General features: G+C 59.4%; 17 protein-coding genes and 5 tRNA genes. 14 read left to right on the forward strand and 8 right to left on the reverse strand.

Features of this window, described 5'->3' with window-relative positions; translation table 11 throughout:
* Nucleotides 1–72 precede the first annotated feature (72 nt).
* Nucleotides 73–5,103, forward strand: coding sequence for a 2-oxoacid:acceptor oxidoreductase family protein (locus SPI05_RS00710; RefSeq protein WP_321075228.1), 5,031 nt, complete (start codon nucleotides 73–75; stop codon nucleotides 5,101–5,103).
* Between the two features lie 18 nt (nucleotides 5,104–5,121).
* Nucleotides 5,122–7,932 (forward strand): sulfide/dihydroorotate dehydrogenase-like FAD/NAD-binding protein, encoded by a 2,811-nt coding sequence (locus tag SPI05_RS00715; protein WP_321075230.1) that lies wholly within the window; start codon nucleotides 5,122–5,124, stop codon nucleotides 7,930–7,932.
* 551 nt (nucleotides 7,933–8,483) lie between these two features.
* Here the strand turns inward: SPI05_RS00715 and SPI05_RS00720 are convergent.
* Nucleotides 8,484–8,564: transfer RNA gene (locus SPI05_RS00720), tRNA-Leu, on the reverse strand.
* A gap of 773 nt (nucleotides 8,565–9,337) precedes the next feature.
* Between SPI05_RS00720 and SPI05_RS00725 the strand changes: the two genes are divergently transcribed.
* Nucleotides 9,338–9,832, forward strand: coding sequence for a hypothetical protein (locus SPI05_RS00725; RefSeq protein WP_321075232.1), 495 nt, complete (start codon nucleotides 9,338–9,340; stop codon nucleotides 9,830–9,832).
* A gap of 128 nt (nucleotides 9,833–9,960) precedes the next feature.
* Here the strand turns inward: SPI05_RS00725 and SPI05_RS00730 are convergent, their stop codons facing one another.
* Both SPI05_RS00730 and SPI05_RS00735 read right to left on the reverse strand, forming a co-directional pair.
* Complete coding sequence (locus SPI05_RS00730) at nucleotides 9,961–10,575, reverse strand: hypothetical protein (RefSeq protein ID WP_321075237.1); 615 nt, start codon at nucleotides 10,573–10,575, stop codon at nucleotides 9,961–9,963.
* Between the two features lie 15 nt (nucleotides 10,576–10,590).
* Nucleotides 10,591–11,328, reverse strand: coding sequence for a vitamin K epoxide reductase family protein (locus SPI05_RS00735; RefSeq protein WP_321075238.1), 738 nt, complete (start codon nucleotides 11,326–11,328; stop codon nucleotides 10,591–10,593).
* Nucleotides 11,329–11,616: 288 nt separating this feature from the next.
* Between SPI05_RS00735 and SPI05_RS00740 the strand changes: the two genes are divergently transcribed.
* The 3 genes from SPI05_RS00740 (at nucleotide 11,617) to rpmG (ending at nucleotide 12,024) form a co-directional block, all read left to right on the forward strand.
* Nucleotides 11,617–11,689, forward strand: a tRNA-Thr gene (locus SPI05_RS00740).
* A gap of 37 nt (nucleotides 11,690–11,726) precedes the next feature.
* A tRNA-Met gene (locus SPI05_RS00745) sits at nucleotides 11,727–11,800 on the forward strand.
* A 53-nt stretch (nucleotides 11,801–11,853) separates the two neighbouring features.
* Nucleotides 11,854–12,024, forward strand: a complete 171-nt coding sequence (gene rpmG, locus SPI05_RS00750; RefSeq protein WP_295028487.1) for a 50S ribosomal protein L33 — start codon at nucleotides 11,854–11,856, stop codon at nucleotides 12,022–12,024.
* 240 nt (nucleotides 12,025–12,264) lie between these two features.
* On the opposite strand, the gene SPI05_RS00755 is transcribed toward rpmG, so the two are convergent.
* Complete coding sequence (locus SPI05_RS00755; protein WP_321075240.1) at nucleotides 12,265–13,917, reverse strand: cell wall-binding repeat-containing protein; 1,653 nt, start codon at nucleotides 13,915–13,917, stop codon at nucleotides 12,265–12,267.
* Between the two features lie 195 nt (nucleotides 13,918–14,112).
* Between SPI05_RS00755 and trpS the strand changes: the two genes are divergently transcribed.
* Entirely contained in the window at nucleotides 14,113–15,252 is a 1,140-nt protein-coding gene (gene trpS, locus SPI05_RS00760; RefSeq protein ID WP_321075241.1) for a tryptophan--tRNA ligase, read from the forward strand.
* Complete coding sequence (locus tag SPI05_RS00765; RefSeq protein WP_321075242.1) at nucleotides 15,252–15,581, forward strand: isocitrate dehydrogenase; 330 nt, start codon at nucleotides 15,252–15,254, stop codon at nucleotides 15,579–15,581. Before trpS ends, SPI05_RS00765 begins: the two co-directional genes overlap by 1 nt.
* A gap of 71 nt (nucleotides 15,582–15,652) precedes the next feature.
* Here the strand turns inward: SPI05_RS00765 and SPI05_RS00770 are convergent, their stop codons facing one another.
* Both SPI05_RS00770 and mnmA read right to left on the reverse strand, forming a co-directional pair.
* Nucleotides 15,653–18,241 (reverse strand): glycogen debranching protein, encoded by a 2,589-nt coding sequence (locus SPI05_RS00770; protein ID WP_321075244.1) that lies wholly within the window; start codon nucleotides 18,239–18,241, stop codon nucleotides 15,653–15,655.
* Nucleotides 18,242–18,391: 150 nt separating this feature from the next.
* The gene (gene mnmA, locus SPI05_RS00775; RefSeq protein ID WP_321075348.1) at nucleotides 18,392–19,621 is read right to left on the reverse strand and encodes a tRNA 2-thiouridine(34) synthase MnmA; all 1,230 of its coding nucleotides are present in this window, start codon (nucleotides 19,619–19,621) and stop codon (nucleotides 18,392–18,394) included.
* 85 nt (nucleotides 19,622–19,706) lie between these two features.
* On the opposite strand from mnmA, the gene SPI05_RS00780 reads away from it, so the two are divergent.
* The 6 genes from SPI05_RS00780 (at nucleotide 19,707) to nusG (ending at nucleotide 24,409) form a co-directional block, all read left to right on the forward strand.
* Nucleotides 19,707–20,852, forward strand: a complete 1,146-nt coding sequence (locus tag SPI05_RS00780) for a site-specific integrase (RefSeq protein ID WP_321075246.1) — start codon at nucleotides 19,707–19,709, stop codon at nucleotides 20,850–20,852.
* 306 nt (nucleotides 20,853–21,158) lie between these two features.
* Nucleotides 21,159–21,485 (forward strand): hypothetical protein, encoded by a 327-nt coding sequence (locus SPI05_RS00785; RefSeq protein ID WP_321075248.1) that lies wholly within the window; start codon nucleotides 21,159–21,161, stop codon nucleotides 21,483–21,485.
* 93 nt (nucleotides 21,486–21,578) lie between these two features.
* Nucleotides 21,579–22,784, forward strand: a complete 1,206-nt coding sequence (locus SPI05_RS00790) for a pyridoxal phosphate-dependent aminotransferase (RefSeq protein ID WP_295028498.1) — start codon at nucleotides 21,579–21,581, stop codon at nucleotides 22,782–22,784.
* A gap of 158 nt (nucleotides 22,785–22,942) precedes the next feature.
* A tRNA-Trp gene (locus tag SPI05_RS00795) sits at nucleotides 22,943–23,018 on the forward strand.
* A gap of 249 nt (nucleotides 23,019–23,267) precedes the next feature.
* Nucleotides 23,268–23,528: a preprotein translocase subunit SecE gene (gene secE, locus SPI05_RS00800; RefSeq protein WP_321075249.1), complete on the forward strand. Its 261-nt coding sequence runs from the start codon at nucleotides 23,268–23,270 to the stop codon at nucleotides 23,526–23,528.
* 47 nt (nucleotides 23,529–23,575) lie between these two features.
* Nucleotides 23,576–24,409 carry a transcription termination/antitermination protein NusG gene (gene nusG, locus SPI05_RS00805; RefSeq protein WP_321075251.1) on the forward strand — a complete coding sequence of 278 codons (834 nt, stop codon included), beginning with the start codon at nucleotides 23,576–23,578 and terminating at the stop codon, nucleotides 24,407–24,409.
* A 150-nt stretch (nucleotides 24,410–24,559) separates the two neighbouring features.
* Here nusG and SPI05_RS00810 read toward each other — a convergent pair whose 3' ends face one another.
* Both SPI05_RS00810 and SPI05_RS00815 read right to left on the reverse strand, forming a co-directional pair.
* Nucleotides 24,560–25,423 carry an SDR family oxidoreductase gene (locus SPI05_RS00810; protein ID WP_321075253.1) on the reverse strand — a complete coding sequence of 288 codons (864 nt, stop codon included), beginning with the start codon at nucleotides 25,421–25,423 and terminating at the stop codon, nucleotides 24,560–24,562.
* Between the two features lie 178 nt (nucleotides 25,424–25,601).
* Nucleotides 25,602–25,674, reverse strand: a tRNA-Lys gene (locus tag SPI05_RS00815).
* Nucleotides 25,675–25,739: the final 65 nt, after the last annotated feature.

The following is a 25,739-nucleotide window of genomic DNA, read 5'->3' on the forward strand; positions in this document are numbered from 1 at the left end:
TCGGGGTAGGATTCGAATCACTGGGCCACGGCCACGCAATCCCTAAATCACCCCATCGGAGAGGAATCTGTAATGGTAGACCAGCCGAAATATCCCGGCAAAGTGGAAGTTATCAACGGCAATGGTGCGGTTGCCCGCGTAATGAACATGGTGTGCGGGGGTGTCATCGGCTATCCCATCACGCCTTCAACGGAAATCTCAGAGACCTTCGAAGCCGCGGTGGCGGCAGGTCAAAAGAACGTGTGGGGCCAGCACCCCTTCTTCTTTGAGCCGGAGGGCGAGCACTCCGCCCAGTCCGGGGCGATGGGTGCGGCCCTGACCGGCGGTAAGTTCATCTCGAACGCCTCCAGCTCGCAAGGTATCCTCTATGGCTTGGAGTCACATTATGTCACTGTCGGCAAGCGCATCGGCGGTTTCGTGCTGCAGGTCGCGGCGCGCGTTGTCTCCCGCCACTCGCTGAACGTGATGGGCGGCCACGACGACGTATATGCCCTGCTCCCAGCCGGTTACACGGTCCTGTTTGGGGCGAACCCGGAGGAGGCCGCGAACCTGGCGCTGATTTCTTACCGCGCCTCGTCGCTGTCCTTGATTCCCGTGGCGAACTGCATGGACGGTTTCGCGACTTCCCACATGATGAGCGAAGCGCGCCTGCCGGAAGCCGACCTGGTTAAGGAATACTTGGGCGACCCCAAGGGCTACATTCCCTGCCCCACTGCCGCTCAGGAAATCTTGTTTGGTGCCAAAGGTCGGGTTTTCCAGTTTGGTCAGTTCCTGGAGAGCAAAAGGTCGGTGCTGGCGCCTGCCTCCCTCGAGGCGCTGCGGTCGTTCCTGAACTGCGCCGATAACGCCGACGCCATCGAAAATGACTGCTGCGGGGAGCTATTTGACCGAGAAATCGCGGGGCATCTGCCCGCGGCGGAAGTCGCCAAGTGGCGCCGCCAGTGGGTCAACGCTCCGGCGCGAGGCACCCGCAAACTTATCCCCTCCCTGGTGGATGTGGACAATCCGGGCTTGACCGGGCCGGTGCAAAACCAGCCGGATTTCCAAGCCGGGGTGGCCGACCACCGCACCCACTTTGTGGCGGACGTGCCGCGCCTAGTGCGTCAGGCGATGGACGAATATAACGCCCTGACCGGCAGCGATTACGCCCCGGTGAAAACCTTTAACTGCGAGGACGCCGACTTCATCATGGTCGGTGTCGGCTCGATTTGCGAGGACGTGCGGGCGGTACTGCCGTACTTGCGGGAACGGGGTCTCAAGGTCGGTCTGGTCCAGATTGTCATGTTGCAGCCGTTCCCGGAGGCCGAGTTGGTGGCGGCTCTCAAGGGCGCGAAAGCCGTGACGGTGTTGGAGCGTTCCGACCAGGCGGCCTTGACTAAGTTCGTCAACGGCGCCCTGGTGAAAGCCGGGCAAAACGCGGGGGCCGCCAAGCGTGACCTGCCCGCGCGCTACCCCAATATTCCGGCGGTGAAAACCGGGGAAATGCCCCAGCTGTCCACCGGATTCTTTGGCTTGGGTGGCCACGATGTCCAGCCGCGCCACCTCATCGCCACGTTCAAAGCGATGCAGGCCGGCGATCTGGCTCCCGAGTTCTATATCGGCTCGACCTTCTTTGCCGATGACGCAACCGGGGAACAAAAGGCGATGCAGGACCGGCTGCGCGAAGCCTACCCGGAAACCGCCAAAATGGCCCTTCACCTGGAAGAAAACCCGAAAGACCTGCTGCCCAAGGAAGCGATGCGGATTCGATTCCACTCGGTGGGCGGCTACGGCACGATTGCGACCGGCAAACTGCTGGCCGACATTTTGGCTGAAATGCTGCACTTGCACAGCAAAGCCGCCCCGAAGTACGGTTCGGAAAAATCGGGGGCGGCCACGAACTACTACATCACGTTGAGCCCGGAAACCATCAGGATTACGAACGCCGAGCTGGAGGACGTAGAGATTGTGGTCAGCCCGGATCATATGGTGTTTGCCCACACGAACCCGTTGAAGGGTCTGGCCGAGGGCGGGACGTTCATCTTGCAGTCTGACAAAACTCCCGCCGAGCTGTGGGCGAGCCTGCCGCGCCGGGCGAAACAAATCATTCGGGATCGGCACATTAACCTGTTTATCCTCGACGCGTTCGGGGTCGCGCTGAAGCACGCCCCGGATCCGGGCCTGCAAACCCGCATGATGGGCGTGGCTTTCATCGGGGCTATCGCCACCAAGGTCGACCGGATTGCTTCCGGGGCCAGCGAAGCGGATATGTTGGCCAAGATTCGCGAACAGATTGAGCACAAGTTCGGGGCGAAAGGCCCGGCGATTGTGGAAGCGAATATGGCGGTGGTCAAGGACGGGGCGGCCGCGACGCAAAAGGTCGATTGGGAACAGCTCGACGCCGACCCGGGTGTGTCTGGTGACGCGGGCGCGGCTCAGGGCGGCGAATCTGCCCAGGCTCGCCCAGTTTTGGACGCCTCCCTGTCAGCCATGATGTGCCAGCGTGGCTCCACCGGTTGCGCGCTGACTGCCGGGCTGTTTGACCGGGATTATTTCCACCGGGTCGTGGCGGAACCATTTGCCCAGGGCACCATCAGCGAAGCTCCGGTTTACCCCGGCACCGGCTACTTCCTGCCCCCGGCGTCCTCGGCTACAAAGGACAAGGGTCTGTTCCGCCGGACCATCCCGGTGTTCGAGGCGAGCTTGTGTACCGGCTGTATGGAATGTGCCCTGGCCTGCCCTGACGGGGCGATCCCTAACACGGTGTTTGGTATCGACACCTTGCTTCAGACGGCGATAGATCAGTCGGGCGAGGCCGGTGCCAGCCTGAAATCGCAGGTGGACGCCATTGCCGGGGCGATGCGTGCCGCGTTGCTGGACACGAAGGACCGCCCGGAAATCGCTGACGTCTTTACCGCGGCTGCGACCTCGCAAAACGCCGACCCCGCGGCGGTGGCGGCGGTGGCCGACACATTACGGACCTTCCCGGTGTCGCGCACCCGACCGTTCTTTGACTCCACCGAAAAACGCCAACCCGGCGCGGGAGTCCTGTTTAGCGCGACCGTAGACCCGTGGAAGTGTACCGGCTGTTTGGAATGCGTGGCGGTGTGCGGCCCGAACGCCCTGATTGGCACCGACCAGGACGACGAGGTGCTGGACAAGGCCCAGCAGCGGTTCGCATTCCTGACAAAACTGCCGAATTCTCCCGCTGAATTCAGCGACCCGAACGGCGGGCCCAGCCTGGATTTGAAGCGCATTTTCTTGGACCGCGACAACTATTACGCGACCATCGGCGGGCACGGGGCGTGCCGCGGGTGTGGCGAAGTCACGGCCGTGCGCCAAACTATGGCTTTGGCCAACGATATTAATAACGGCCGGGTTTCGCGCCACCGCCAGGAACTCGAGGAATTGGTGGCGGCCCTGGAGGAAAAGCGCCAAACCGTCACTGATGCTGAGCTGGGTGCCCTGATTGACCAGGTGCGCGGGCGTTTGGAGCAGCGTCTGTACCGTTACGAAGGGCCGGCAGGAGGGCGGGGCCCGGCGGCCGCGGTGGTCGCAAACTCGACCGGGTGTTCCTCGGTTTATGCCTCGACCGCGCCGTTCAATCCTTACCAGCAGCCGTGGGTTAACGGCCTGTTCCAAGACGCGCAGCCCCTGGCGAAAGGCATTTACGAGGGTCTGGCGGCCGATTTGTCGATGGACGTTTTGGCGCTGCGGCAAGCCCGGGCCATTTTGGCTGGCGCGACCGGCGCGGCCATTCCGAATGATGCTCCAGAATGGAAACAGTTCACGGATGAGGAACTCGCGTTGATGCCCGCGGTCATGTCCATCGGCGGCGACGGTGCGTCCTATGACATCGGCTTCGGGGCGATGAGCCGTATCCTGGCATCCGGCACCCCGGTGAAGATGCTGGTGTTGAACACGGGAGCCTACTCCAACACGGGCGGCCAAGCCTCCACGGCCTCCCTGGAAGGCCAGGACGCGGACCTGTCCCGCTACGGCAAATACTTGAAAGGCAAGTCTGAGCAGCGCAAAGAGCTGGGCCTGCTGGCGGCCATGCACCCCAACGTCCTGGTGGTGTCCACCTCCACGGCTTACCAGGGACACTTCCTTAAGAACGTGTCGCACGCCCTGGCCCAGGTCGACTACCCGGCGCTGATAGACGTGTACACGCCCTGCCAGCCCGAACACGGTATCGGGGACGACATGGCTAGTGAACACAGCCGCTTGGCGGTGAAATCGCGTGTCAGCCCGCTGTTTGTCCACGAACCGGCACACGGCGAGTTCAGCGACCGCTTCATCATTGACGGAAACCCGGATGTGAAAAAGCTGTGGTCGAGCTACAAGCTCAGCTACCATGACGCGGACGGCAACGCCCAGCTGATGGATCTGCCCTACACGCCGGCAGATTTTGCCTACTCTGAGCTGCGGTTTAAGAAACACTTTAGGCCGCTGCCGGACAGCGCCGAAAACCCGACGACGGTGGCGGACTATGTAGAGATGGACGCGGCCGCTCGTGAAACCGCTACACCGTTTATCTATACCACCGGCGCGGACGGAGGCTTGGCGAAAATCCAAGTGTCGCCCTCCATCGTGAAACTGACCGAGCAGTGCCGGGAACACTGGACTTTCCTGCAATACCTGGCCGGACAAGACCTGGCGGAGGCCCGCAAGGCGCACACCGACCTGGAAAAGGAGCTGACCGAAGCTCGTGACGCCGCCGCGAAGTCGCAGGAAGAAACCATTGAACTCATCGCGAAAGCGATGGCAGAAGTCGCCGCGACCGGCACGACCACGACGCCGCTACCGTTCTTGGGCGGATTCGGCGGGGGAGCGAGCACGGCAGGGGGCACCTCCGGGGCAACCGCGACTGATGCCGCCCCGGCAGACTCGGGCGCGCCCTTTCGCTACGACATAGCGACAATCGCCCAGTGCACGGACTGCAAGACCTGCTACCAAGAGATTCCTGAGTACTTCGAGGCGTCCACGGAAATCATTGACGGCAAACCCACCCCGGTGGCGCGGCTCATTCCCGGCTCGCTGGAAAGCGTGGAAGTGACTGACGAACTGCGCGCCCGGATTGCGAAAGTTGTCGCGAACTGTGACGCGGAAATCATCTTGTAACCAGGGAGGGGGAAAACGATGCTTGACACGACGAACACGGTCCAGCTAAACATTTTGGAACGCCGGTTTAACGCCGACCCGAAACTGTTTCAATCCATGTTTGTGGCCGAGGGCCTGGCTCAGTTGCACGCGGCTTTTGACGCCGGGGAACTGCCCGAGGCCATGACCTTGAAAATTTGGGAGCTGCTGGAACGCGAGGACACGGTGGGGCGCATCATGATGCGTTTCTTGTGGAATCTGCCGCTGGGCAAGAAACGGGTGTTTATCCGCGCGATTGACACCTGGCTGTCCGAGCGCTACCCGATGTTTGCGGGGCTGAGCGAAAACTGGCCCGCCGCTAACCATGTCGCCCCCTACGTGCGGCCGGCCTCCCAGCGGGTACACGACTTTGACCTGGTCACGCAAGGGTATTTGGGGTATCTGAACCAGGGCTATTCCCAGCGCGAGGTCGATTTGTTTGTCTGGCTCGAGGCCGTGCGCGACAAGCACTGCGCCGACCGGCCGTGCGAGCTGGGCGAGTTCCTGAAGAACAAGAAGGTCGGCGGCTGCCCGGTTCAGATCCACATCCCCGACGTCATGCAGGCCATCGCGGAGGGCGATTTTGACCGGGCGCTGCGCATCGTAGAGGAGTCGAACCCGCTGCCGAACGTGACCGGGCGGGTTTGTCCCCAGGAGCTGCAGTGTCAAGGGGTGTGTGTGCACAAGGCGCGCCCGATCGAGATTGGTCAGTTGGAGTGGTTTTTGCCCCAGCGAGAGAAAATCGTGCATGGCAACGAGGCGATTCTCAAGCGTTTCGAGGGCCGTCCCGACCCGTGGCAGACCGCGGAAAAGCCCCCGATTGCTATCGTCGGTTCGGGTCCTTCCGGGTTGATTAACGCGTTCTTGCTGGCGAACCAGGGTTTCCCGGTCACCGTGTTCGAGGCGTTCCACACCCTGGGCGGGGTGTTGAAGTACGGGATTCCCGAGTTCCGCCTGCCCAACGAGCTGGTCGACGACGTGGTGGACAAGATTCGCCTGCTGGGAGGGCGTTTCGTGACGAACTTTGTGGTGGGCAAGACCGCGACCTTAGACGACCTGAAAGCGGCCGGTTTTTGGCGTATTTTCGTCGGTACGGGCGCGGGGCTGCCGAAGTTCATGAACGTGCCCGGCGAGCACCTCAACGGGGTCATGAGCGCCAACGAGTTCCTGACCCGCGTAAACCTGATGCACGCGAACCTGCCCGACTATGACACGCCCCTACCCGAAGTCGCCGGGAAAGAAATCCTGGTCATTGGCGGAGGAAACACGGCGATGGACGCGGCACGCACCGCCCGGCGCTTGGGCGGTCACGTCACTATCGTGTACCGGCGCACCAAGGCCGAGATGCCGGCCCGTGTGGAGGAACTGCATCACGCTTTGGAAGAGGGCATTGTCGTGGCTGAGCTGCGCTCGCCCACCGAGTTCCACGAGGACGAAAACCACCATGTCGCGGGAGCGAGCGTGGGGGTGATGGAGCTGGGGGAGCCTGACGAGTCCGGGCGGCGCCGGCCTCAGCCGACCGGGGAAATCCTGGAAATGGACGCTGACCTGGTGATTATGGCGCTCGGTAACAGTTCCAACCCGATTATTCGTGATTCGCAGCCTGACCTAGCGGTGCAGCAGTGGGGCGCTATCAAGGTCGGGAAAGAGGCTGCCGGCGGTGCTGGTACGGACGCGTCTGGAGCGGATGGTGGTGATGGGGCGGGCGAAACCCCCTCGCAAGCCACTAATCTGGAGGGGATTTACTCCGGCGGAGACGCTTCTCGTGGTGGCTCGACCGCGATTAAGGCAGCCGGAGACGGCCAAGCGGCCGCCCGCCAGATGGGGGACCTGGCCGTGCACCTGGAACCGGAGGAAGTCCGCCAGCGGGTGCAACGCGCTTTGGAATACACGCAAAGCGCCGCCTCGGCCTACCGAATCTTGGAGAAACGCCAACTGTCGGAACGGACTTGGGAAATGAAACTGCACGCCCCGGCGGTCGCCCGCGCGGTGCAGCCCGGACAGTTCGCCCGGTTCATGACCCACGAAAAAGGCGAGCTGATTCCCCTGACCGTAGCCGATTTCGACCGGGAGCAAGGCTGGATTTCTATAGTGGTGCAAGCGGTGGGCAAATCGACCCAGATTATGTGCGCGATGGAAGTTGGCCAGGCGTTTTACGGGATTGCCGGGCCGCTGGGCTTGGCGTCAAAGATGGAACATTTCGACCCGGCCACCCAAAGCGTGTGCTTCGTGGCTGGTGGAGTCGGATTAGCGCCCGCCTATCCGATTGTGCGTAAGCACTTGGAGCTTGGTAATCACGTGACTCTGGTGCTGGGGGCGCGTAATCGCGACCTGCTGTTCTGGACTGACCCGGACGGGGACCCGACCGGGGATAGCCCGGAGCGGGTCGAAGTGCTGCGTCGCCAGTACCCGGATTTGCTAGATGTGGTGCTGACCTCGGACGATGGGTCGTTTGGGCGTCAGGGCGTGGTGACGTTGCCGCTGGAAGAGATGCTGCGGGACGGCCGCGGCGACGGGCGCCAGATTGCGGAAATCACCACTATCGGCCCGCCGATTATGATGAAGTTTGTCTGCCTGCTGACCGCGAAGTACGGCGTGCCCACCGTGGCGTCGCTGAACTCGATTATGGTTGATGCGACCGGGATGTGCGGAGCCTGCATGGTGCCTTTCAACGACCCGGAAACCGGCAAGCTGGTGCGCAAACACGCCTGTATTGACGGCCCCGAGCTGGACGGACACGCCATCGATTGGGATAAATTCTTGCCCCGATTCAATCAGTTCAAGACCCAAGAAAAAGCCGCCCTCAGGTAAGCATTTCCCTGCGGGTATCTGGCGGGTATCGCGTCGTGCGTGGATTATATTATCCGCACCCCAGCGTGTAGCCCAGTATCCTTTCGTCCGTCTGTTCCCGGATTTTGCCGGCATTTACGTACTTGCTCAGATACGCGAGGGCGGTGGAGGGCTTTGAAGGAGCATATGGGTACTTGCAATCTCTGCGAGATTGCGTCCCTTGGCTCGCTCGTCCTGATACGCGAGCAAGCTCGCTTGCGCCGCCAAAGTCCAGAAAGCGGTACAGCGCAGCATTCCAAGTATTTCTGCGACTCAGAGCCCCCGAACGCCGCCAGACCTCGCGGGCATCCCGGATGTCACAAAAGCGGCAGGTAACAAACAGTAGTGGGCGAGAGGGGACTCCGCGTTTTTGCGGTGCAAAACCGCGTCACGCTCGCATCGTAGATGCTCGCGCTAGGGCTGAAAACGCTCGCGCGTTTTCTTAACGCCCTAGCCCTCACGGGGTTCGAGTCGCTCTGCTGACTGTATGTTTACGCATGGGCGCCACTTGGGCGCCCCTGCGAAAACAAAAGTGGGCGAGAGGGGACTCGAACCCCCACGTCAAAGACACAGGAACCTAAATCCTGCGCGTCTACCAATTCCGCCACTCGCCCAGGCGCCTATCTAGTGTAACGGATTTTCTATCCGGCTTAGATATCGATAGTAATGCGTCATCTCGATACGACAGAAAAACCCTTGTCCCTCGGAAAAACGCGTGGTAGGATTAAATGTACCGATAGCACTGTCAAAGGAGACATCATGTCATCACATTCCACCTAGCTACTGGCCGCGGCTGTCACGTCCCTAGCTCTTAGTGTTACTTTCAATCCGGCATATGCTGATGAGACCAGCCTTGACTCAACCCAGCCTCTCTCATGTGCAACTCTCGGATTGAATGATTGCCTGGAAATTGTTAATTATAATCCCGAGCCAATAGTGGTAAACGGGAAAGTATTCACAGTTCAGGATGGTTTGGAAAAGCACCGGGTTTCAGGGTATTTCAGTCATGTTATTTCCCAGCCTCAACTGCAAGGGTGGATGCCATATTATGATACGTATGTTAATTGGGGCATCAGCTGGGTGAGAAATCAAGAAATCGGTTACTTACACTACAGAGGCACGACTCAGGCAGGCGGAAACGTCTATAATGGAAAGCGTATTATCCAAACATCTCTTACGTATAAGAGAGATACCAACGTACAAACTGCAGTTTCTAATGCGGTGTTTAAGAATAATACGTGGAAACCTGGAGAAGTCGGTACAGTCTGGATGACAGATACTCCCAATCCGAGTGCCCCAAAAACGCAGTTCACTTACGATTATTACAGCGTTGATCCCGGTCTGGTCGGATAACCGGAGATAATTCTTACAACGATGGAGAAAAACCATGAGCAAGATTCAAAAAGCGTTGATTGTTTTCAGTGTTTTGTCCATTCCGGGATTGCTTGTCTCGATGTTGACATTGTGGGTCAGCGTCAGCGATATGTATGACCGCTGGGGTGAGGGTCTGCATTACAAGTCGGTGCTGGCTTTAGCTATGGCGGCCCAGCCTGCTCCGCTTATCGCCGTGCTGATTGGAGTGATAGTTTTCGTATTAAAACGCAATTTAGATGGGTTATTGCGCTTCGCATTCATCACTGCATGGGTTCAAGCCGGGTTTTGCCTGGCTATACCGGTGTTGCTCGCGGTACTCGAAAACGAGTTGAATTTTCCCACTATTGTCCTGCCAAGTATGTGTGCCTGTATTGCTGGTGCTTTCGCCTGCTTCTGTGCATTGATACGAGAAAAAATCGCGACATCGCCATCCGCACCTGATGTGTCTCATGCAGCAGCGTCCGCCTCAGAAGTGCCGGTAGAGACAAAGTCTGCCTCCGCGCTTTGAATGATGCCGAGGCGTGTCGGCGTTACCTAAACGAGTCGGCGCCACTTCCTAGAGAGAGCAAATCACCAGTCACTGCGGTTTTCAGCGGTTCCGCCACTCGCCCGGGCGCCCCTATAGTGCAGCGGATTTCAAGCTAAATCCGTGAGTGCGATATCAGTTAGGCGCGGGGTCGGCAAGGCTTGGGGGAAATCCGGGGTCGCCTTCTTGGCGGCAGAAATCAAATCCTCCAGCGGTTTGTCGTTACGAATCCAACCCTCGGGCGAGGGCGAATCGGCTTGCGGACCGGGCTGATCCGAACCAGCCGCAGCCTTTGCCAACAGCGCGTTCGGCGCGAAACACCACTTGGCCCGGTCAAAATCATTCAAGCCGCGCGACTCCAAAATATCCAAAATCGGCGGTAGCATCCGCACGCAGTTCGCGTAAGCCTGGGGCGAGGAAAACTGCCAGGTCGGGTAAACCCACTTCCGGTCCAAAGTCCGAAACCCCAACAAGCGCCCGTCCCGCACCGCTTTCATAATCGCTTGGCGAGACACCCCCAGCCAGTCGCAAACGTTACCGGTCCGACAAACGGGTCCCACCAGCGTGTTTAGCGACGTCGGTGCCGCCAGGAAAGCCTGGGCAAAACGCGCCAGCCGATGCATATTTTCCCTGCTGGCATCGGCGGATGCGCGCGGCCGCGCCAAGAGCATCGTGCGGATGGTCTCTAGAAATTGTTCCTCTTCGTCGGTCAGTTCTCTCCGCACCGCTTCGCCTTTCGGTCAGAATAAGTAAACAAGTTTGTCTGATAGCGTCACTGCTACCATCAAGACTATCAAAAGCAAGATAATCGCGGTAATAAGCCAGCGCTGCGCCGCCCAAATGTGGGCAAATCCGGTGTCGGGAAACAGCCATCCGAGCCGCATTAGCGTTGCCCCGAGCTGCACCCACAGGACAATCGTGCACGTCCAGACGATAAAACAGAACGGGCACAGCTTCGTGAACTCGAAAATGGATTGGTGCAGGAAAAACACAATCAGCACCATCCCTGCGGTCAGACCCGCCTCAATCAGCAGTACCAGCCAGCGCGACACCCGCCCGCCGCACCAAGCCAGGAACACGCCGGCCAAACCGGCGAACAAACCGACTCCGACCAGCGCGTTCGGGATGCCAAACAGCAGGTGAGCCTGCCAGGTCGTCAGCGAAGTCGAACAGCCAATCAGCGGGTTCAAATCGCATCCGAGATGCGCCGTGGGCTGTTTCAGTGTCTGAATTTCGGACAGTACCAGCTCCGCGCTCGCCGCCATCGCGATGGCCGCCAGCACAATCAGCAGCACGAGGGTGGGGACGCCGGGACGGGTGTCGCGGGCTTCCGGGGTTTCCAAATCGGCCGGGGTTTCCGGGTCTGCCGAGGTCACAAGGGAGGTCGGGGTCGCCGCGCCTGCCGGTTCTAGCTGTTCTGCTGGGCTCGGCGAGCGGGGGGAATCCGGGGACGTCGCCTCATCGGGTTCTTGCTTCATGAGGATTATTCTAACTTTTATGTCCGCTCACCGGACCTAGTGTTCCTGAACAGCGCTGAAATAGGGCAGCAACAATGGCGCCTACAACACCGCCCGGGAAATGTCGCGGCCCTAACCACACACCTGGAACCGCCACAAAAGCGCCGAAACTCCCACAACTCACTTGTGCGCCCGAACCCAACGAACTCATGACGGGTTTAGCCGACAACCCCACCAAAATCCGGGTCGAGACGTTTGCCGAGTTCAGTTTGTCACGGGCGCCAGAATCCTGTAAACTAAACTTTCGTTGCCCCGGTAGCTCAGTCGGCAGAGCGTCTCCATGGTAAGGAGAAGGTCCAGAGTTCGATTCTCTGCCGGGGCTCGCTTCACGCTTGACGGTTCGCGCCGCTGAGCAGCGAGGCGGGGTAGCTCAGTTGGTGAGAGCGCACGACTCATAATCGTGAGGTCGAGGGTTCGAATCCCTCCCCCGCTACGAACCCGAAACGGGTAACCGCAGGGGATAAGCGATTAGAAAGAAGTAAAACAGTGGCTGCAAAATCGAAAGACATTCGCCCGAAGATTACGTTGGCGTGCTCTGAATGTAAGGAGCGCAACTACATCACCAAGAAGAACCGGCGCAACACCCCGGATCGCTTGGAGCTGAACAAGTACTGCCCGCGTTGCAAGAAATCCACGTCGCATAAGGAAACCCGCTAAGCGGTTTTTCATAGGTTTCCCGGCGTCGCCATTACGGTGACGCCGGTTTTTCGTGTCTCACGAGCGGGGTCACGAGCCTGGGACGTTGCTATTTGGCGTTTAAATCGGGGTTGGTGGTTATATGGGCCAGCTACCCCGATTAAATCGCGGATTTCGATTGCTTTGGGAGCCATCGAGGTTCGAGACGGGGATAAAAAGGGGGGGGCGGCCGCAGCCGCCCCCCAAACTTCTCAGAAGAACTTACTTCAGCAAGTCCTTGAATTGGTCAACCAGGGAATCAGAGACTACGCCGAAGCCGCCCAGTCCCTTGAACTTGCCTGCCAGAGCCGCATTCGCAGCGCGAGCCGCCTTGGCATAATCGGTCACTGCCGCGGGAGCGGAACCGGCCTGAACCAGCAGAACCGGGCCAGCCAACTCGGCCTTGTTGTCGAGGAAACCAGCCACGGTGGCATCAGCGGAGGCCGTGCCGTTAGCGGCGTAGAGAGCCTTAGCTTTAGCGCCGTTCGGGTACTGCGCCTTGGCGATTTCCAGGGCGGTCTGGTAGCGATCCGCACCAGCGATACGGGAGGCCTTGGCGCCCGCTCCACCCAAGTAAGTCTGGATGGCAGCATCGGTCGGACCAGCATTGAGGAGGTTTTGAGCCTTAACCAAATCCGCGTTGAGCTGAGCAAGCATTTCATTAACCTTAGCCTCGGTTAGGGTCAGACCATCCATGGCTTTGGTGGCATCATCAACGGCGGTTTTCGCAGCAGTCTTTTGTGCCTCAGTAGCGTCCGCTGGCAGGTCCTTTTGATCCTTAACTTTAGCGTCCCGGGTGCTAGCCAGGCCCTGCACTGCGGTCAAACCTTTGTAGGTCATCACGAGCTTGCCGTCGGTGCCGGTTTCGATGGCCTTGGCTTTCGCATCAGCTGCAGCCTTGTTAGACGGGGTATTTTCACCATCAACCTTCAGCAGGTTGCAGGCATTATCAGACAAAACCTCGTCGGGTAGCACGCGCGGGAATGTGGCGCTCATAGCTGCTTTTTTGGCGGCTCTTTTCGCATCGTCTGCGGGAAGAGCAACCCCACACTTGTTGGCTGCATTCAAGAAATCATCCAAGGTCTTACCGTCAGCAACGGTGTACCAGCCGTGTTGCTTCATCTCAATGTCGCGCACAGCTTTATCCAAATCCGCCTGAGCCTTAGCCTTCGCCTGATCCGGGGTTAATCCAGAGCCGCCGCCAGCACCGTTGGCGCTAGCCGCCGCGCTCAATTCTGCGGGCAGAACAGCACCTTCGCCACCCAGAGCAACGACCTCGGAGGGCTTCAACCGCTTGATTTCTCTTAGGGTCGCGGCGGGCAGGGTACCGGAACCGTCGGTCAACAGAATCGGAGCGCCATCGGTCATGGTGCCACCGACCAGGGCATCAACCAAGGTCATGCCGTTAGCCAGGTACACCTTGGCGCTGGTCTTGCCCGAGGGGAACAAGTTCTTGGAAATTTCTGCTGCCGTCTCGAAACGGTTTGCGCCCGCTAGACGAGTGACCAGGGCATTGCCAGCTACCGCCTTTACCGCCGCATCGCTGACCGCGCCGGTGCCACCCAACACCACGACCTTGGTGGCCTTCAACTTGGTGATAGCTTCGGCAACGTTCTTTTGCACAGTGGGCGAATCGTTGACCAGCAACAGGGGACCGCCGGGCAGTTTACCGCCGGCGACCGCGTCAGCTTGGGAGTCGCCGCGGGAGAGGTAAACCACGTCAGAGGTGCCAAAAGCGCTGGCCACCGAAATGGCGGTGTTATAGCGATCCGAACCGGCGTAACGGTCAGCTTCCGTCGCCGCCACCGCGCTCATCGGCACGGTCATGGCAAAAGCAGCCGCGGCCGCGCTCAGAGTCAAAACAGACTTCTTCATGTTTGTATTTCCTAACTTGTTGGTCGGATGAATTCCGTACTCATCCTATTGATAACTTCGATATCTCGCAGGGGATGGTAAGCCTCCCACACCCTTTAGACGTTTCAGAATCCCAGTTTCTGACAGGCGTCATTAACGGTATCACGTCTGGTTTTTGAAACAGGTCAACCGGCTGCGGTGGGTTAGACTTAAACGGTGAGTGAAGAAACGACGAAAGACGAAAACCTGGCAGCCGGCGAGACGGAAATCCGCGCCACCTTGAAAGCTGCTCAGGAAACCTCGAAAGCGATTGAGGCCGACATCGCGGCGGGAAACGTAGGAAAGTACCGCATTCTGACGGGGGACCGGCCCACCGGATTCTTGCACATCGGGCACTATTTCGGCACCTTGAAAACCCGGGTGGACCTGCAAAACCTCGGCATTGACACGACCGTGCTCATCGCGGACTATCAGGTCATCACCGACCGGGACAACCTCGGCAACGTGCGCGAATACGTATTAAACCTGGTGGCGGATTACTTGGCGGCGGGGATTGACCCCGAAAAATCCACGATTTTCTGCCATTCTCAGATTCCGGCCATTCACGAAATGTTGGTCATTTTCCTGTCCCTGGTGACCGAAGCGGAGCTGCACCGCAATCCAACCGTGAAGGCCGAGCTGGAAGCCGCCGCGCGTCCCATGTCCGGGCTGCTGCTGACCTACCCGGTGCATCAGGCCGCGGATATCCTGTGTGCCAAGGCGAATCTGGTGCCCGTCGGTCAAGACCAGCTGCCGCACCTGGAGCAAACCCGCGTGGTGGCCAAGCGGTTCAACAAACGTTATCCCCAGCGCGACCCCCAGACCGGCAAAAAGACCGGGCGCGGCGTGCTGCCGATGGCGCAGGGCCTGCTGGGGCAGGGCGCAATGATCCTCGGCACTGATGGCCAAAAGATGAGCAAGTCGCGGCACAACACGGTGGAGCTGCGCGCCAGCGAGGACGACACCGCAAAAATCCTGAAAAAGGCCGTGACCGATTCGGATCGCCAGATTACTTTCGATCCCGTGCACCGTCCCGAAGTGTCGAACCTGCTGCTCATTGCCTCGCTTTGTACCGGGCAGGCGCCCGAGGACATCGCCGCGGAAATCGGAGCGGGCGGCGGCGGGGCGCTGAAATCCCTGGTGACTCAGGCGCTGAACGAACACTTGCGCCCGCTGCGCCAGCGGCGCGCCGAACTGATGCAAGACGAAGGCTACTTGTGGAGCGTGTTGGCTCGCGGTAACGAAAAAGTCCGCGACGAAGCCAGCGATGTGCTGCGCGAAATGAAGGCCGCTATGGGAATGAACTACGGGGTGTGATGGAACAGGACGACAAGAAGCCAGAGGATTTGATTCGGCGCCGCGACCATGCTCAGGCCGTGGCGGATCGGATGGTGGAACGTGCCCTGTGGATTATCAACTTGGATAATCAAGACGCGTCAGTGAGCCCGGAAACCCGCGATGAGCTGGTGGATGAGACGACGGATATGCTGCTGGAATGGGCTTATGAGGTCGGGGAAGATTCTTTCCGCGCCGGGGAGTTCAAAGGGCGTCCCGGGGCGGCAGGGGAGAACAAGCCCTATCCGTCCTCGCCCGCGAAGGCCAATCCCAAAAGTCTGGGGCGCCGCGACTATTTGTTAGACGAGTAGGCGCGTTCACTAGCGCGGGTCGCGAGCGCGTTCGGCGGCTTGCCGTACACGCCACACCCCGACGCAACGCCCTAGTGCTTTTGGACTTTGCGCAAGGTGTTCAGCAAATCGATTTTCTCGTCCCCGGAGGGATTGTCCGGCACTTCGGCAAAGAAAATCCGCATCGAGAACGGCGCCATCTTGGACCTCATGCCGCGCACCGTCACGGGCATCTCGGAAATGACTTCCGCCAAACGGATTCCCGAACCGGGGGTGACCCCGACTTCCTCGGCAAACTGCGCGACCGGGTCGTTCGTGTCTTGATGCCGGGCAGAGGGTGTAGCGGAGTTTAAACCGGTCAACAGCTGCAGCTTTTCCCCCGCGCTGCCTTCGCGAGCGCTCGGATCGGGCCAGGTGGAGTCCCACACCAGCCGAAACACGCGGGAACGCGCCCGTGGGGGGTTAATTTGGACTTCGTCATTGGTCCCGTTAATCATGACCAGCAAATCCACGTCGTCCCAGGGCGCTCCGGAACGTAGCATCTGGAGCACGCGGTTGGCGGGATCGTGCCAGGCTCCGGGGGTCAAATGTTCGCCTTCGCGGTTGTACCACGACAGGTCTTGGAGTTTATCCCCGGCCTGGGGCATCCCGGAGGCGAATTCATCGGGGCGCATGACCGGGTGTTCGGCGCGCAGATGCAGCAGGTAGCGGGCAGTTTCAAACAGTCCCTTTTGCCAGGGTTGCCAGCGCCAATCCAACCAGGAAATCGGCCCGTCCTGACAATAGGCGTTATTGTTGCCGTTCTGTGAGTTCCCGAACTCGTCCCCCGCCAAGATCATGGGGGTGCCGGAGCTAATCGCCAGGGTTCCCCACAAGTTTCGCAAGGTTTTCAGCCGGTTTGTGGCGACTTTGACCATCTTGGTGCGGTTCAGCGGGTCGCCGTGGAAAGGCGTGGTGGGATCCATGCGGCTAAACCGGCGGGAGAAACCTTCACCAGACTGCGGGTCGGGGCCGATTTCCGCGGCAGCGCTGGGTAGGTCCTCGTCCCCCAGTGCCTTGCCGCTCAGCACGTGGCCTTCGTGACCGTGATTCCACGAGTTATTGTTATTCGTCCCGTCCCGGTTGCCTTCCAGGTTTGCTTCGTTGTGTTTGTGGTCGAAAGTTACCAGGTCAGCCAGGGTAAAGCCGTCGTGGGCCGCGACAAAGTTGATGGACGCTCCCGGACCGCGGTTGTATTCGGCGATGTTGGAACCGTACAGGTCAGCCGACCCGGAGACGCGTGTCGCCAGCTCGTGCGGGCCGTGGGCGTGACGACCGTGGGCCAGCGCCGCCGCATCGGTGAGCCAAAAACCCCTGATGCCGTCGCGGTAGCGGTCGTTCCAGTCCGCAAAAGGCGAGGGGAAGTTCCCGGTTTGCCACCCGTTCGGACCCATGTCCCACGGCTCGGCAATGAGTTTGCAGCCAGCCAGAACCGGGTCGGTCGCCATGCCCACAAAAGAAGGATGGCGCAGGGCGTACTGTTCCCGGTTGCGCCCCAGCGTTACCCCCAAGTCGAAACGGAAACCGTCCACCCCGACTTCTCCGGCCCAATACCGTAAGGAATCCAACAGCAGCGCCACCGACTCGGTAGACGTGAAATCGACCGTGTTACCACAGCCGGTATAGTCCACCATTTCGTTGGGGTAGTTATGATTCCAAACGTAGTAGCGTTGCGGATCCAAGCCGCGCAAACTGAGGGAGGGCCCCAGGGTGCCGCCTTCGGCGGTATGGTTATAAACCACGTCCAACAGAATCTCGATACCGGCTTGGTGCAGCAGCGAAACCATGCCGCGGACCTCATCCAGGACGGCCTGGGGACCTTGGCGCTGAGCAGCTTCGGTTGCGTAGGTCGGTTCGGGGGCGAAATAGCTCAGAGTCGAGTAGCCCCAATAGTTGTTCAGGTTTCGTTCCGCCAGGAATGGTTCGGGCATCTTGGCGTGAATCGGCAGCAGCTCGATAGCGGTCACGCCCAAGTTTTTCAGGTAATCAATGGTGACCGGGTTTGCCAAGCCGGCGTAGGTACCCTGCAATTCCGGGGGAATTCCGGGCAGTTGCCGGGTCAAACCTTTGACATGCGCTTCATAAATGACGGTGCGTCGCCAAGACGTGCGCGGCCGATCCGCCACCGGGAAAGAATGCGTGTTCACCACGACCGACAGCGCGTTGTAGTCCGCGGAATCCAGCGGATCCATAGTGAGTTCGCGGGTCACGGGCTTCAGCTCAGCATCGACCTGATGGGCGTAAAGCTGCGGGCTGAGAACGGGGGGCTGCGTAATCGCTTTCGCGTAGGGGTCGAGCAGAACCTTTTGCGGGTTATAGAACACTCCCGCGTCAGGATCCCACGGCCCATAAACCCGATAACCGTACACTTGGCCGGGGCGTACGCCGCGAATGTTGCCGTGCCAAATCCCGCGGAACGGTCCGCGCAGCCGAATTCGCCGTTCGGACTGGTAGCGCCCGTTTTCGTCCGGAGAGTCGAACAGGCACACCTCTACCGCCGTGGCTTGGTGGGAATAAACGGAAAAGGCGACCCCGGATTCTGTAATAGTGGGTCCCAAGTGGTGTGGGTCGAGTTTTGGTTCCTCCGCGACCACGTCAGTGGGGGCAAATGTCGGTGTCGTCCCCTTCTTCTCGACAGTCATAGGTTCGACATTAGCGGGAAAACGTCTCGCGCGGGGGGCTTTGTGAGCTTGGCCTAACTTGTGGCGGGTAATTCTGGCTTTTTCCGGTCGCGAGTTCTCCGCCGTCGCCCGATTTCAGTCACTGAGGTTTTTCGTAAATGAGTTCCGGGGTCACAAGTGTGGTCCGCTGTCTGTAGCGGTGATGGTCGCTTGGGCGATGACGCGGTTCCCCGGGGGACTGTCCTGGTAAAGCACCAGGGATTGACCTGGCGCTACTCCGGTAACCCCATCGGCGGGCTGTAGCGCCACCCGCAGTTCGATTCCGCCATCCCCGGTTTCCAGATACACCCCCTGCGGGGTGACGGGTTTGCCGTGGGCACGGAACTGGATAGTCAACCCGGCCGGGTCCAACTCGCCCTCACCCGTTGCGCCGAGCCCCAGGCTGGTGGGGTCCACCAGCCAGTTCACCGCCGGCCCGGCGTGAATTTCCGTGACCGTGAGCGCCTGGCGGGGAGCTACGAACACCGTGTTCGTTTCCGGATCCGTACCCTGTACGTAGCGGGGAGCGCCGTCTGCGTGAGGCCGGGGAATGTGCAGGCCACGGCGCTGCCCAACCGTGTATTGGAAAGCGCCGTCATGCGAGCCCACCACCGCTCCGTCCTCGTCCACAATGGGACCCGGCGCCGCCCCGATACAGCCCCGCAAAAAGCCGCGCGTATCCCCGTCCGGGAGGAAACAAATGTCGAAAGAATCCCGCTTGCCCGCCACCGGAATCCCCAGTGCCTGAGCTTCAGCGCGGGTGGCGGCCTTGTCCGTCACGTCCCCCAGCGGGAACACGGCTCGTGCCAACGCTGCGGCTCGTGCCCCTGCCAAAACGTAACTTTGGTCCTTGCCCATTGCCGACCCGCGTAGCAGGGCGAAGTCCGGGAACGCGCCGTGAGCACCGGGCTGGGGAACTTCGGCCGGAATCAACCCTGCCTGACCGGGCCGCCACAGTCGGGCATAGTGGCCGGTCGCGACATAATCGAAACCTTCCCGCAGGGCGCGTTCGACGACGTAACCGAACTTGATGAAACGATTGCAATGCACGCATGGATTGGGGGTCAGCCCCTCGCGATAAGCCCGCACAAACGAATCCATCACGACCCGGTTGAACCGCTCGGCCAAGTCCCACACCTGCAGTTCAATCCCCAGGAAATCCGCGACTCGGCGCGCATCAGCCAGGGCATCCACCGGCTCGCCAGAAGCGACAGGACGCGACCACGGGCGGGAGGGGGACTCCAACTGCATAAAGAACCCTGAAACTTCGTGACCGGCTGCTTGCAAGCGTGCGGTCGCCACGGCCGAATCCACCCCGCCGGATAATCCCACTAATATTTTCGCCAAGTTATTCCTCCTCAGTGACCTCACATTCTACCGTTTCCCATTGTGCTGGCTCACGCCAGCCCCGAGACCTCGGGAATTTGCCTACTTGAAAGGAAACACAATGGAAGAACTGACAACCACCGACTCACGCGCTGACTTCGGACCGCGGACTTTCGCCGATTTTGGCCGGATTTGGCTGGAAAGCCGGGTCGACCTCAAGCCGACCACTCGGGCAAGTTATCGTTCGATGCTTAACACGGTCAACCTGGAATTTGGGGGTCAGGATCCGAAACAGGTCAGTTATCTGCAGGTCGTCTCCTGGGTCGCGAAACTCGCGGAACGGGGCGTCAGTTCCACCGGAGTGCGTCAGGCCTATCAAATCGTGGGGCAGGTACTGGCGTTGGCCAACCGGTTGGGGGCGATAGAGAGCAACGTTGCGGCCGGGGTGCCGCTGCCGACTGTGTGCCACACCGGACGCCACCGCTACTTGACTGTGCTGCAGCTGGAATCCCTGGCTTTAGAGATTGGGTGGTGGCGGTTGACCCGCGAACCCTCGGGGGTTATTTTGCCCAGCGGTTTGGGACAGAATGTGGTGTTTTTGCGCAAGAAAGGTCGCGGCGGGTACCTGACTCGGCGCAAGTCCCGGGCGGGGTCGATAGACGCGGGGTTGGCCTCGCTGGCTCGGGCGCGCGGTGGGCAAGCCCCTGCGCCGGACGGCAACCAACTGGAAATTTTGGTGCGTTTGCTGGGGTACACCGGTTTACGCATCGGGGAAGCCCTGGCGTTGACCCCCGCTGTGGTCGACTTGGAACGCCGCGTGATTCGGATTGAACGGGCGGTGTCGGAGGTGTCGGGGCGGCAAGTATTCGGTACTCCCAAGAACGGGCGCACCCGGGTCGTGCCGATACCGGATTTCTTGCGCCGCGACTTGCGGGTATTGACTCGGGCGGCGTGCGGAGGCGACGATTTCCTGTTCGCCACGAAACACGGCACCCCCCTGCGAGCCTCCAACCTGCGCTTACACTTCGACATGGCGGCGCTCGCGGTCGGACAGGCCGGACTGCACATACACGACCTGCGCCACACCGCCGCCACTTTGGCTGTGTCGGCGGGGGCTAACGTGAAAGCGGTGCAGCGCATGCTGGGGCATTCCTCGGCTTCGCTGACCCTTGATGTCTATGCGGACTTGTTTGAACCGGACTTGGGCGATGTCGCCGGGGCGTTGAGCCGGATGCGGCAAACGACTCTGCGCCGGGCTGCCGCCTAGTGCGAACGAGTTATACACATGCCCTGTGGAAAAAATGTGGATGAAGGAGTTTCCGGCGGAAAAGTGCAGGTAAACTCCAGGTTAATAAAGGGGTGAAAAAATGGCGTAATATCAGGTGAATTGCTGCAAATACCCAGTTCAGAACCCTGAAGGCGGTGACGGGTTTGTTAATACAAACCGATGCGCGATTTCCCCAGTAAACTCTGCAAAACTGTCCCCAACACCTGTGGATAACTTGTGGAAACTGTGCGCAGGGGGACGGGTTTTCGTCCCGTTTACCTAGGCTGGCTTTGATAGGCTGAAGACATGAACGAACCTTTGGCGGGCACCAGCGGGCTGCCTGATGATCAGCCGGTGACCGGAGAGTGTCCCGAGCATGGCGCGGGTAGCCCGCCGGGGCGGCCCTCTACCAGCAGTGAAGAATACAACCGTGTCGTTTTCCTGGCGCGGGTCGTGTTGGGATTCACGGTAGTGGCGGCGGCGACGCTGATAGTCATTGCTCTCACGGCGCACCGGGACTATCCCTCCATCGTGGTCAGCATCGTGATGGTGGCGGCGGCTGTGTTCTATTACGTCAGGACGACCCGAGCGGTGAAGCGGGATCTCGATGCCGGCCCTGAACCGGGGGAATAGGGTTTTTCGCGGTCGCGGCCGTCCCATGGCTCACCTAGGCTGGACCCCGCGAAAACGGTGCGCTGCCCTGGCGAAAAGTGCAAGAATGGGGGTATGAGTAAAAATCGTGTTTCTGCGCGCCTTGCCGCCATTGCCCCGTCCGCGACCCTCGCTGTCGATAGTAAAGCGAAAGAACTGAAAGCTGCCGGAAAGCCTGTCATCGGCTTCGGCGCTGGTGAACCGGATTTCCCGACCCCCGATTACATAGTGGAAGCCGCCGTGGCGGCCTGTAAAGACCCCGCGAACCACCACTACACCCAAGGCAAAGGGATGCTGGTCACCCGCGAAGCCATCGCCGCCAAGACCTTGCGCGACTCCGGCTACGAAATCGACCCGAACAACGTCATCGTCACCAACGGCGGGAAACAATCCGTGTTCCAGGCTTTTGCCGCCACCGTCGACCCCGGCGACGAAGTGCTGCTGCCCGCGCCCTATTGGACTACCTACCCCGAGGCGATTCGCCTGGCTGGCGGCGTTCCGGTGGAAGTTTTCGCCGGTGCTGACCGGGACTACAAAGTCACCCCGGAGGACTTGGAAGCGAAACGCAGCGAGCGGACCAAAGTCCTGCTGATGTGTTCGCCGTCCAACCCGACCGGCACGGTCTACACCCCCGAGGAGCTGACCGCCATCGGCCAGTGGGCTGTGGAAAAGGGCGTGTGGGTCATCAGTGATGAAATCTATGAACACCTGCTTTACGACGATGCTAAGCCTGCCCACATTTTGAAGCTGGTTCCGGAACTGGCGGATACCTGCGTCATTGTCAACGGCGTGGCGAAGTCCTACGCCATGACCGGGTGGCGTTTGGGCTGGATGAACGGACCGACTGACGTCATCAAGGCCGCCACGAACTTCCAGTCCCACCTGACTTCCAACGTGTGCAACATTGCCCAGCGGGCCGCCATCGCGGCTTTGAACGGGCCGTTGGACGCGGTGGAACAGATGCGTCAAGCCTTTGACCAGCGCCGTCAGACCATCGTGCGGATGTTGCGTGAGATTGACGGTTTGCAGGTACCGGTGCCACGCGGCGCGTTCTATGTATATCCCGACGTCACGGGCTTGTTTGGGCGTAGCTTGGACGGGGAGCGCATCGAGTCCTCCTCCCAGCTGGCGGCCATGATTTTGGATAAGGCCGAAGTCGCGGTCGTTCCCGGCGAAGCCTTCGGTCCCAGCGGCTTTATCCGCATGTCCTACGCCCTGTCCGATGCTGACCTGGTCGAAGGAGTTAGCCGGGTGCAGGATTTGCTGGCAAAAGTGAAGTAGATTTTGGATTTCACCGGGGGCGGCGCGTGGGTGCGTTGCCCCCGGTGAAATGTTTTGATTCGGCTCGGTATTAGCGCGCTTGAAAGTTATGGCGGATTTGCCTTATCATTGAGGACGCTGCGTTTTTCGTTTCCGCCCGGCGGGGCGTGCGCAAAACTAGGGAAGTGGCGCAATTGGTAGCGCAACGGTCTCCAAAACCGTAGGTTGCAGGTTCGAGTCCTGTCTTCCCTGCCAGTGGATAAACCGAGTCGATTCAGTCGATAATCCGAGTTGCGCCAACTCATCCCCCTATATAAATCCCCAGAGCTGTACGGGATGCCTGATTCGCGAGTCTCGGTGGGTGGTGAACACGTGATGAGCCACAGTTCTCGATTGGATATAGGCTCCCGTTTAGGCTATGATTTGACACATCCCCCCGTTAATTTGTTTAGGGTGAAGTGTGCCCGCGGCGGGGAAATAAATTGCCTACAGGAGGAACAAATAATGGCAGAAACCGAAGGTGCCATTCAGCCGGCGAAAAAAGCCGAAGCTACCCCTAGCGCTGATCAAGACCTTGGCTTTTTCGCGCGTATCGCGCAGTTTTTCCGCCAAGTCGTGGATGAGATGAAAAAAGTCGTCTATCCCACCAGAGAAGAACTGTGGCGCTACTTCTTGGTCGTGATTGTTTTCGTTGCTATCATCATGACCGCGGTCGGGTTGATGGATTTGGGCTTCGGAGCCCTGACCGACCTTATCTTTAGCTAGACCTGTTTGGTCTTTTCAACATCATTGCCCCACGAGGAATATCAGTAATGTCAGACGAGAACGAATTGCAAGAAAACGCTGCTGTGGCTGAGGAAGCCCAGCTGGAGCCTAACCAAGCCGCCGAGGCCGCCCAGCCCGCCGAGGACGCTTCTACGGCTGAACCGGACCTAGAGGAAATCCCCGCGAACGTGGACCCCGCAACTGGTGAAATCATCGAGGACACCGCGGATGCTGCGGAAACCGAGACTGAGGAACTCGACCCGAAGCAGGCCCTCGAAGTCGAGCTGCGCGCGTTGCCAGGCCGGTGGTACGTGGTACACACGTACTCTTCTTACGAAAAACGTGTGAAACAGAACATTGAACAGCGCGTGGCGAATAATCCCGGCATGGAAGATTATGTCTACCAGGTCGAGATTCCGATGGAAGAACATGTCGAAGTCAAGGCCAAGAGCCGCAAGGTCGTGCAGCGTCCGCGCATTCCCGGGTATGTCTTGGTACGCATGGACATGGATGAGAACTCGTGGCGTCTGGTTAAGGACACCCCGGCCGTGACTGGTTTTGTGGGCAACCAGCAGGATCCCGTGCCGCTGACGTTGGCAGAAGTGGTCAATATGCTGGCCCCGACCGCCAAGGAGGCCGCGAAAGTGGCGGTGGAAGACGGTCAAGTCGAGATTTTACAAGCGACACAGCGGACTGCTCCGGTGGCGACGGATTTCGAGGTGGGTCAGTCGGTGACTATTACCTCCGGTCCTTTTGAGACGCTTTCCGCGACGATTGCCGAGGTCAATGCCGAAACTCAGAAGCTGACCGTTTTGGTCACGATCTTTGAGCGCGAGACCCCGGTCGAGTTGAACTTTAACCAAGTCACCAAAATCGACTGATTTTTCAGGCTTGATTGCGGGCGCGGAACTTTGATTCCGCGCCCGCTTTCGTTTCTAGCCTTCGTGCTCCTCGTGACCACCCTGCCCATCCTGACCCAGATGGTGGTCAGGACGTGTGAGACTGACCGCGATAATCAGGGGTTGAGGCAGCTACTTTCCGTCTCTTTGCCGACGGAATTCTTGGTACTCCTGGTAGCGCTCTTGGTAATGAGCCATCTGTTCGGGAGCTAGCGGCAGCGGGAAATCGTTAGCTCGGAACCAGGCATCCGTGCCGCCATCCATGAAGATAACCGATCCGCATAAAAAGTTTGCTGCTGGTGAGAGCATGAACAATACCCATTGAGCGATATCTGCCGGGTCGCCGAATCCTCCCAAAGGTACGGGGTAGGATTTGATTTTTTCGGCGTATTCGGGGATATCTAACTGTTTTTGAATCATGGGGGTGCGAATGGCTCCGGGAGCGATGGCATTCATGCGAATACCGGCGCCTGCCCAGTCTAGAGACGTTGCAGTTTGGCGAACCCAGTGAGCCAGTGAAGTTTTTGAACCGGCATAAACTGACGTGGCTGGAGCCTCGCTCTGGTTGGCAATCTCTAGAACCGTGTCGATATCGCGATCCCAAAAAGCTTTCACAATCTCGGGGGTAACGCCTGGGGCGGTAGTGGTGGAGTTGGAGGAAAAGATAACGACTTTGGACTCGTTTCCATTGGCCAGCAAATCACGAACGCCTTCGGCGAGCTCTACAGTTCCTAAATAGTTGACTTTGGCGATGAGCTCCTCTTTGCCGGGAACTGGCCCCAGTCCGGCAGCGAAAACTGCGCCCTCCAGACGACCGCCACTTTGCTCATGGACTTCGTCAATAGCCTTTTGCCGTCCCTCTACAGTGGACAAATCAGCGCAGATGTCAGCGTGGTGAATGTCGATACCAATGACCCTATGACCGCGCCAGCGCAGTTCATTAGCCGTGGCCTTTCCCATACCGGAAGCGACGCCTGTGACAACATAAACACCCATTAGATAATCCTCCTCGATATGATTGGTGCTAATACTTTTACCCTAACACAATTCGTTGTGGTAAAATATCGGCTCAATTCCAGCAACATCGGGGAACTATCCACTCATAATCGGGACAGGGACGGGAGCGTATCTAGGCTGATTGCCTGCTCTAATGGTTTCCTTCGGGATTTATCAGTACACCACCAGGGACTCGAACCCTGAACCCACTGATTAAGAGTCAGTTGCTCTGCCAATTGAGCTAGTGGTGCATGCGCTCTAGGCGCGGTTAACTATGCTAACGCTATGGGCGGAGATTGACAAATTGAATGTGTCC

The organism is Mobiluncus sp. (genome assembly GCF_034180645.1).
Taxonomy (GTDB): Bacteria; Actinomycetota; Actinomycetes; order Actinomycetales; family Actinomycetaceae; genus Mobiluncus.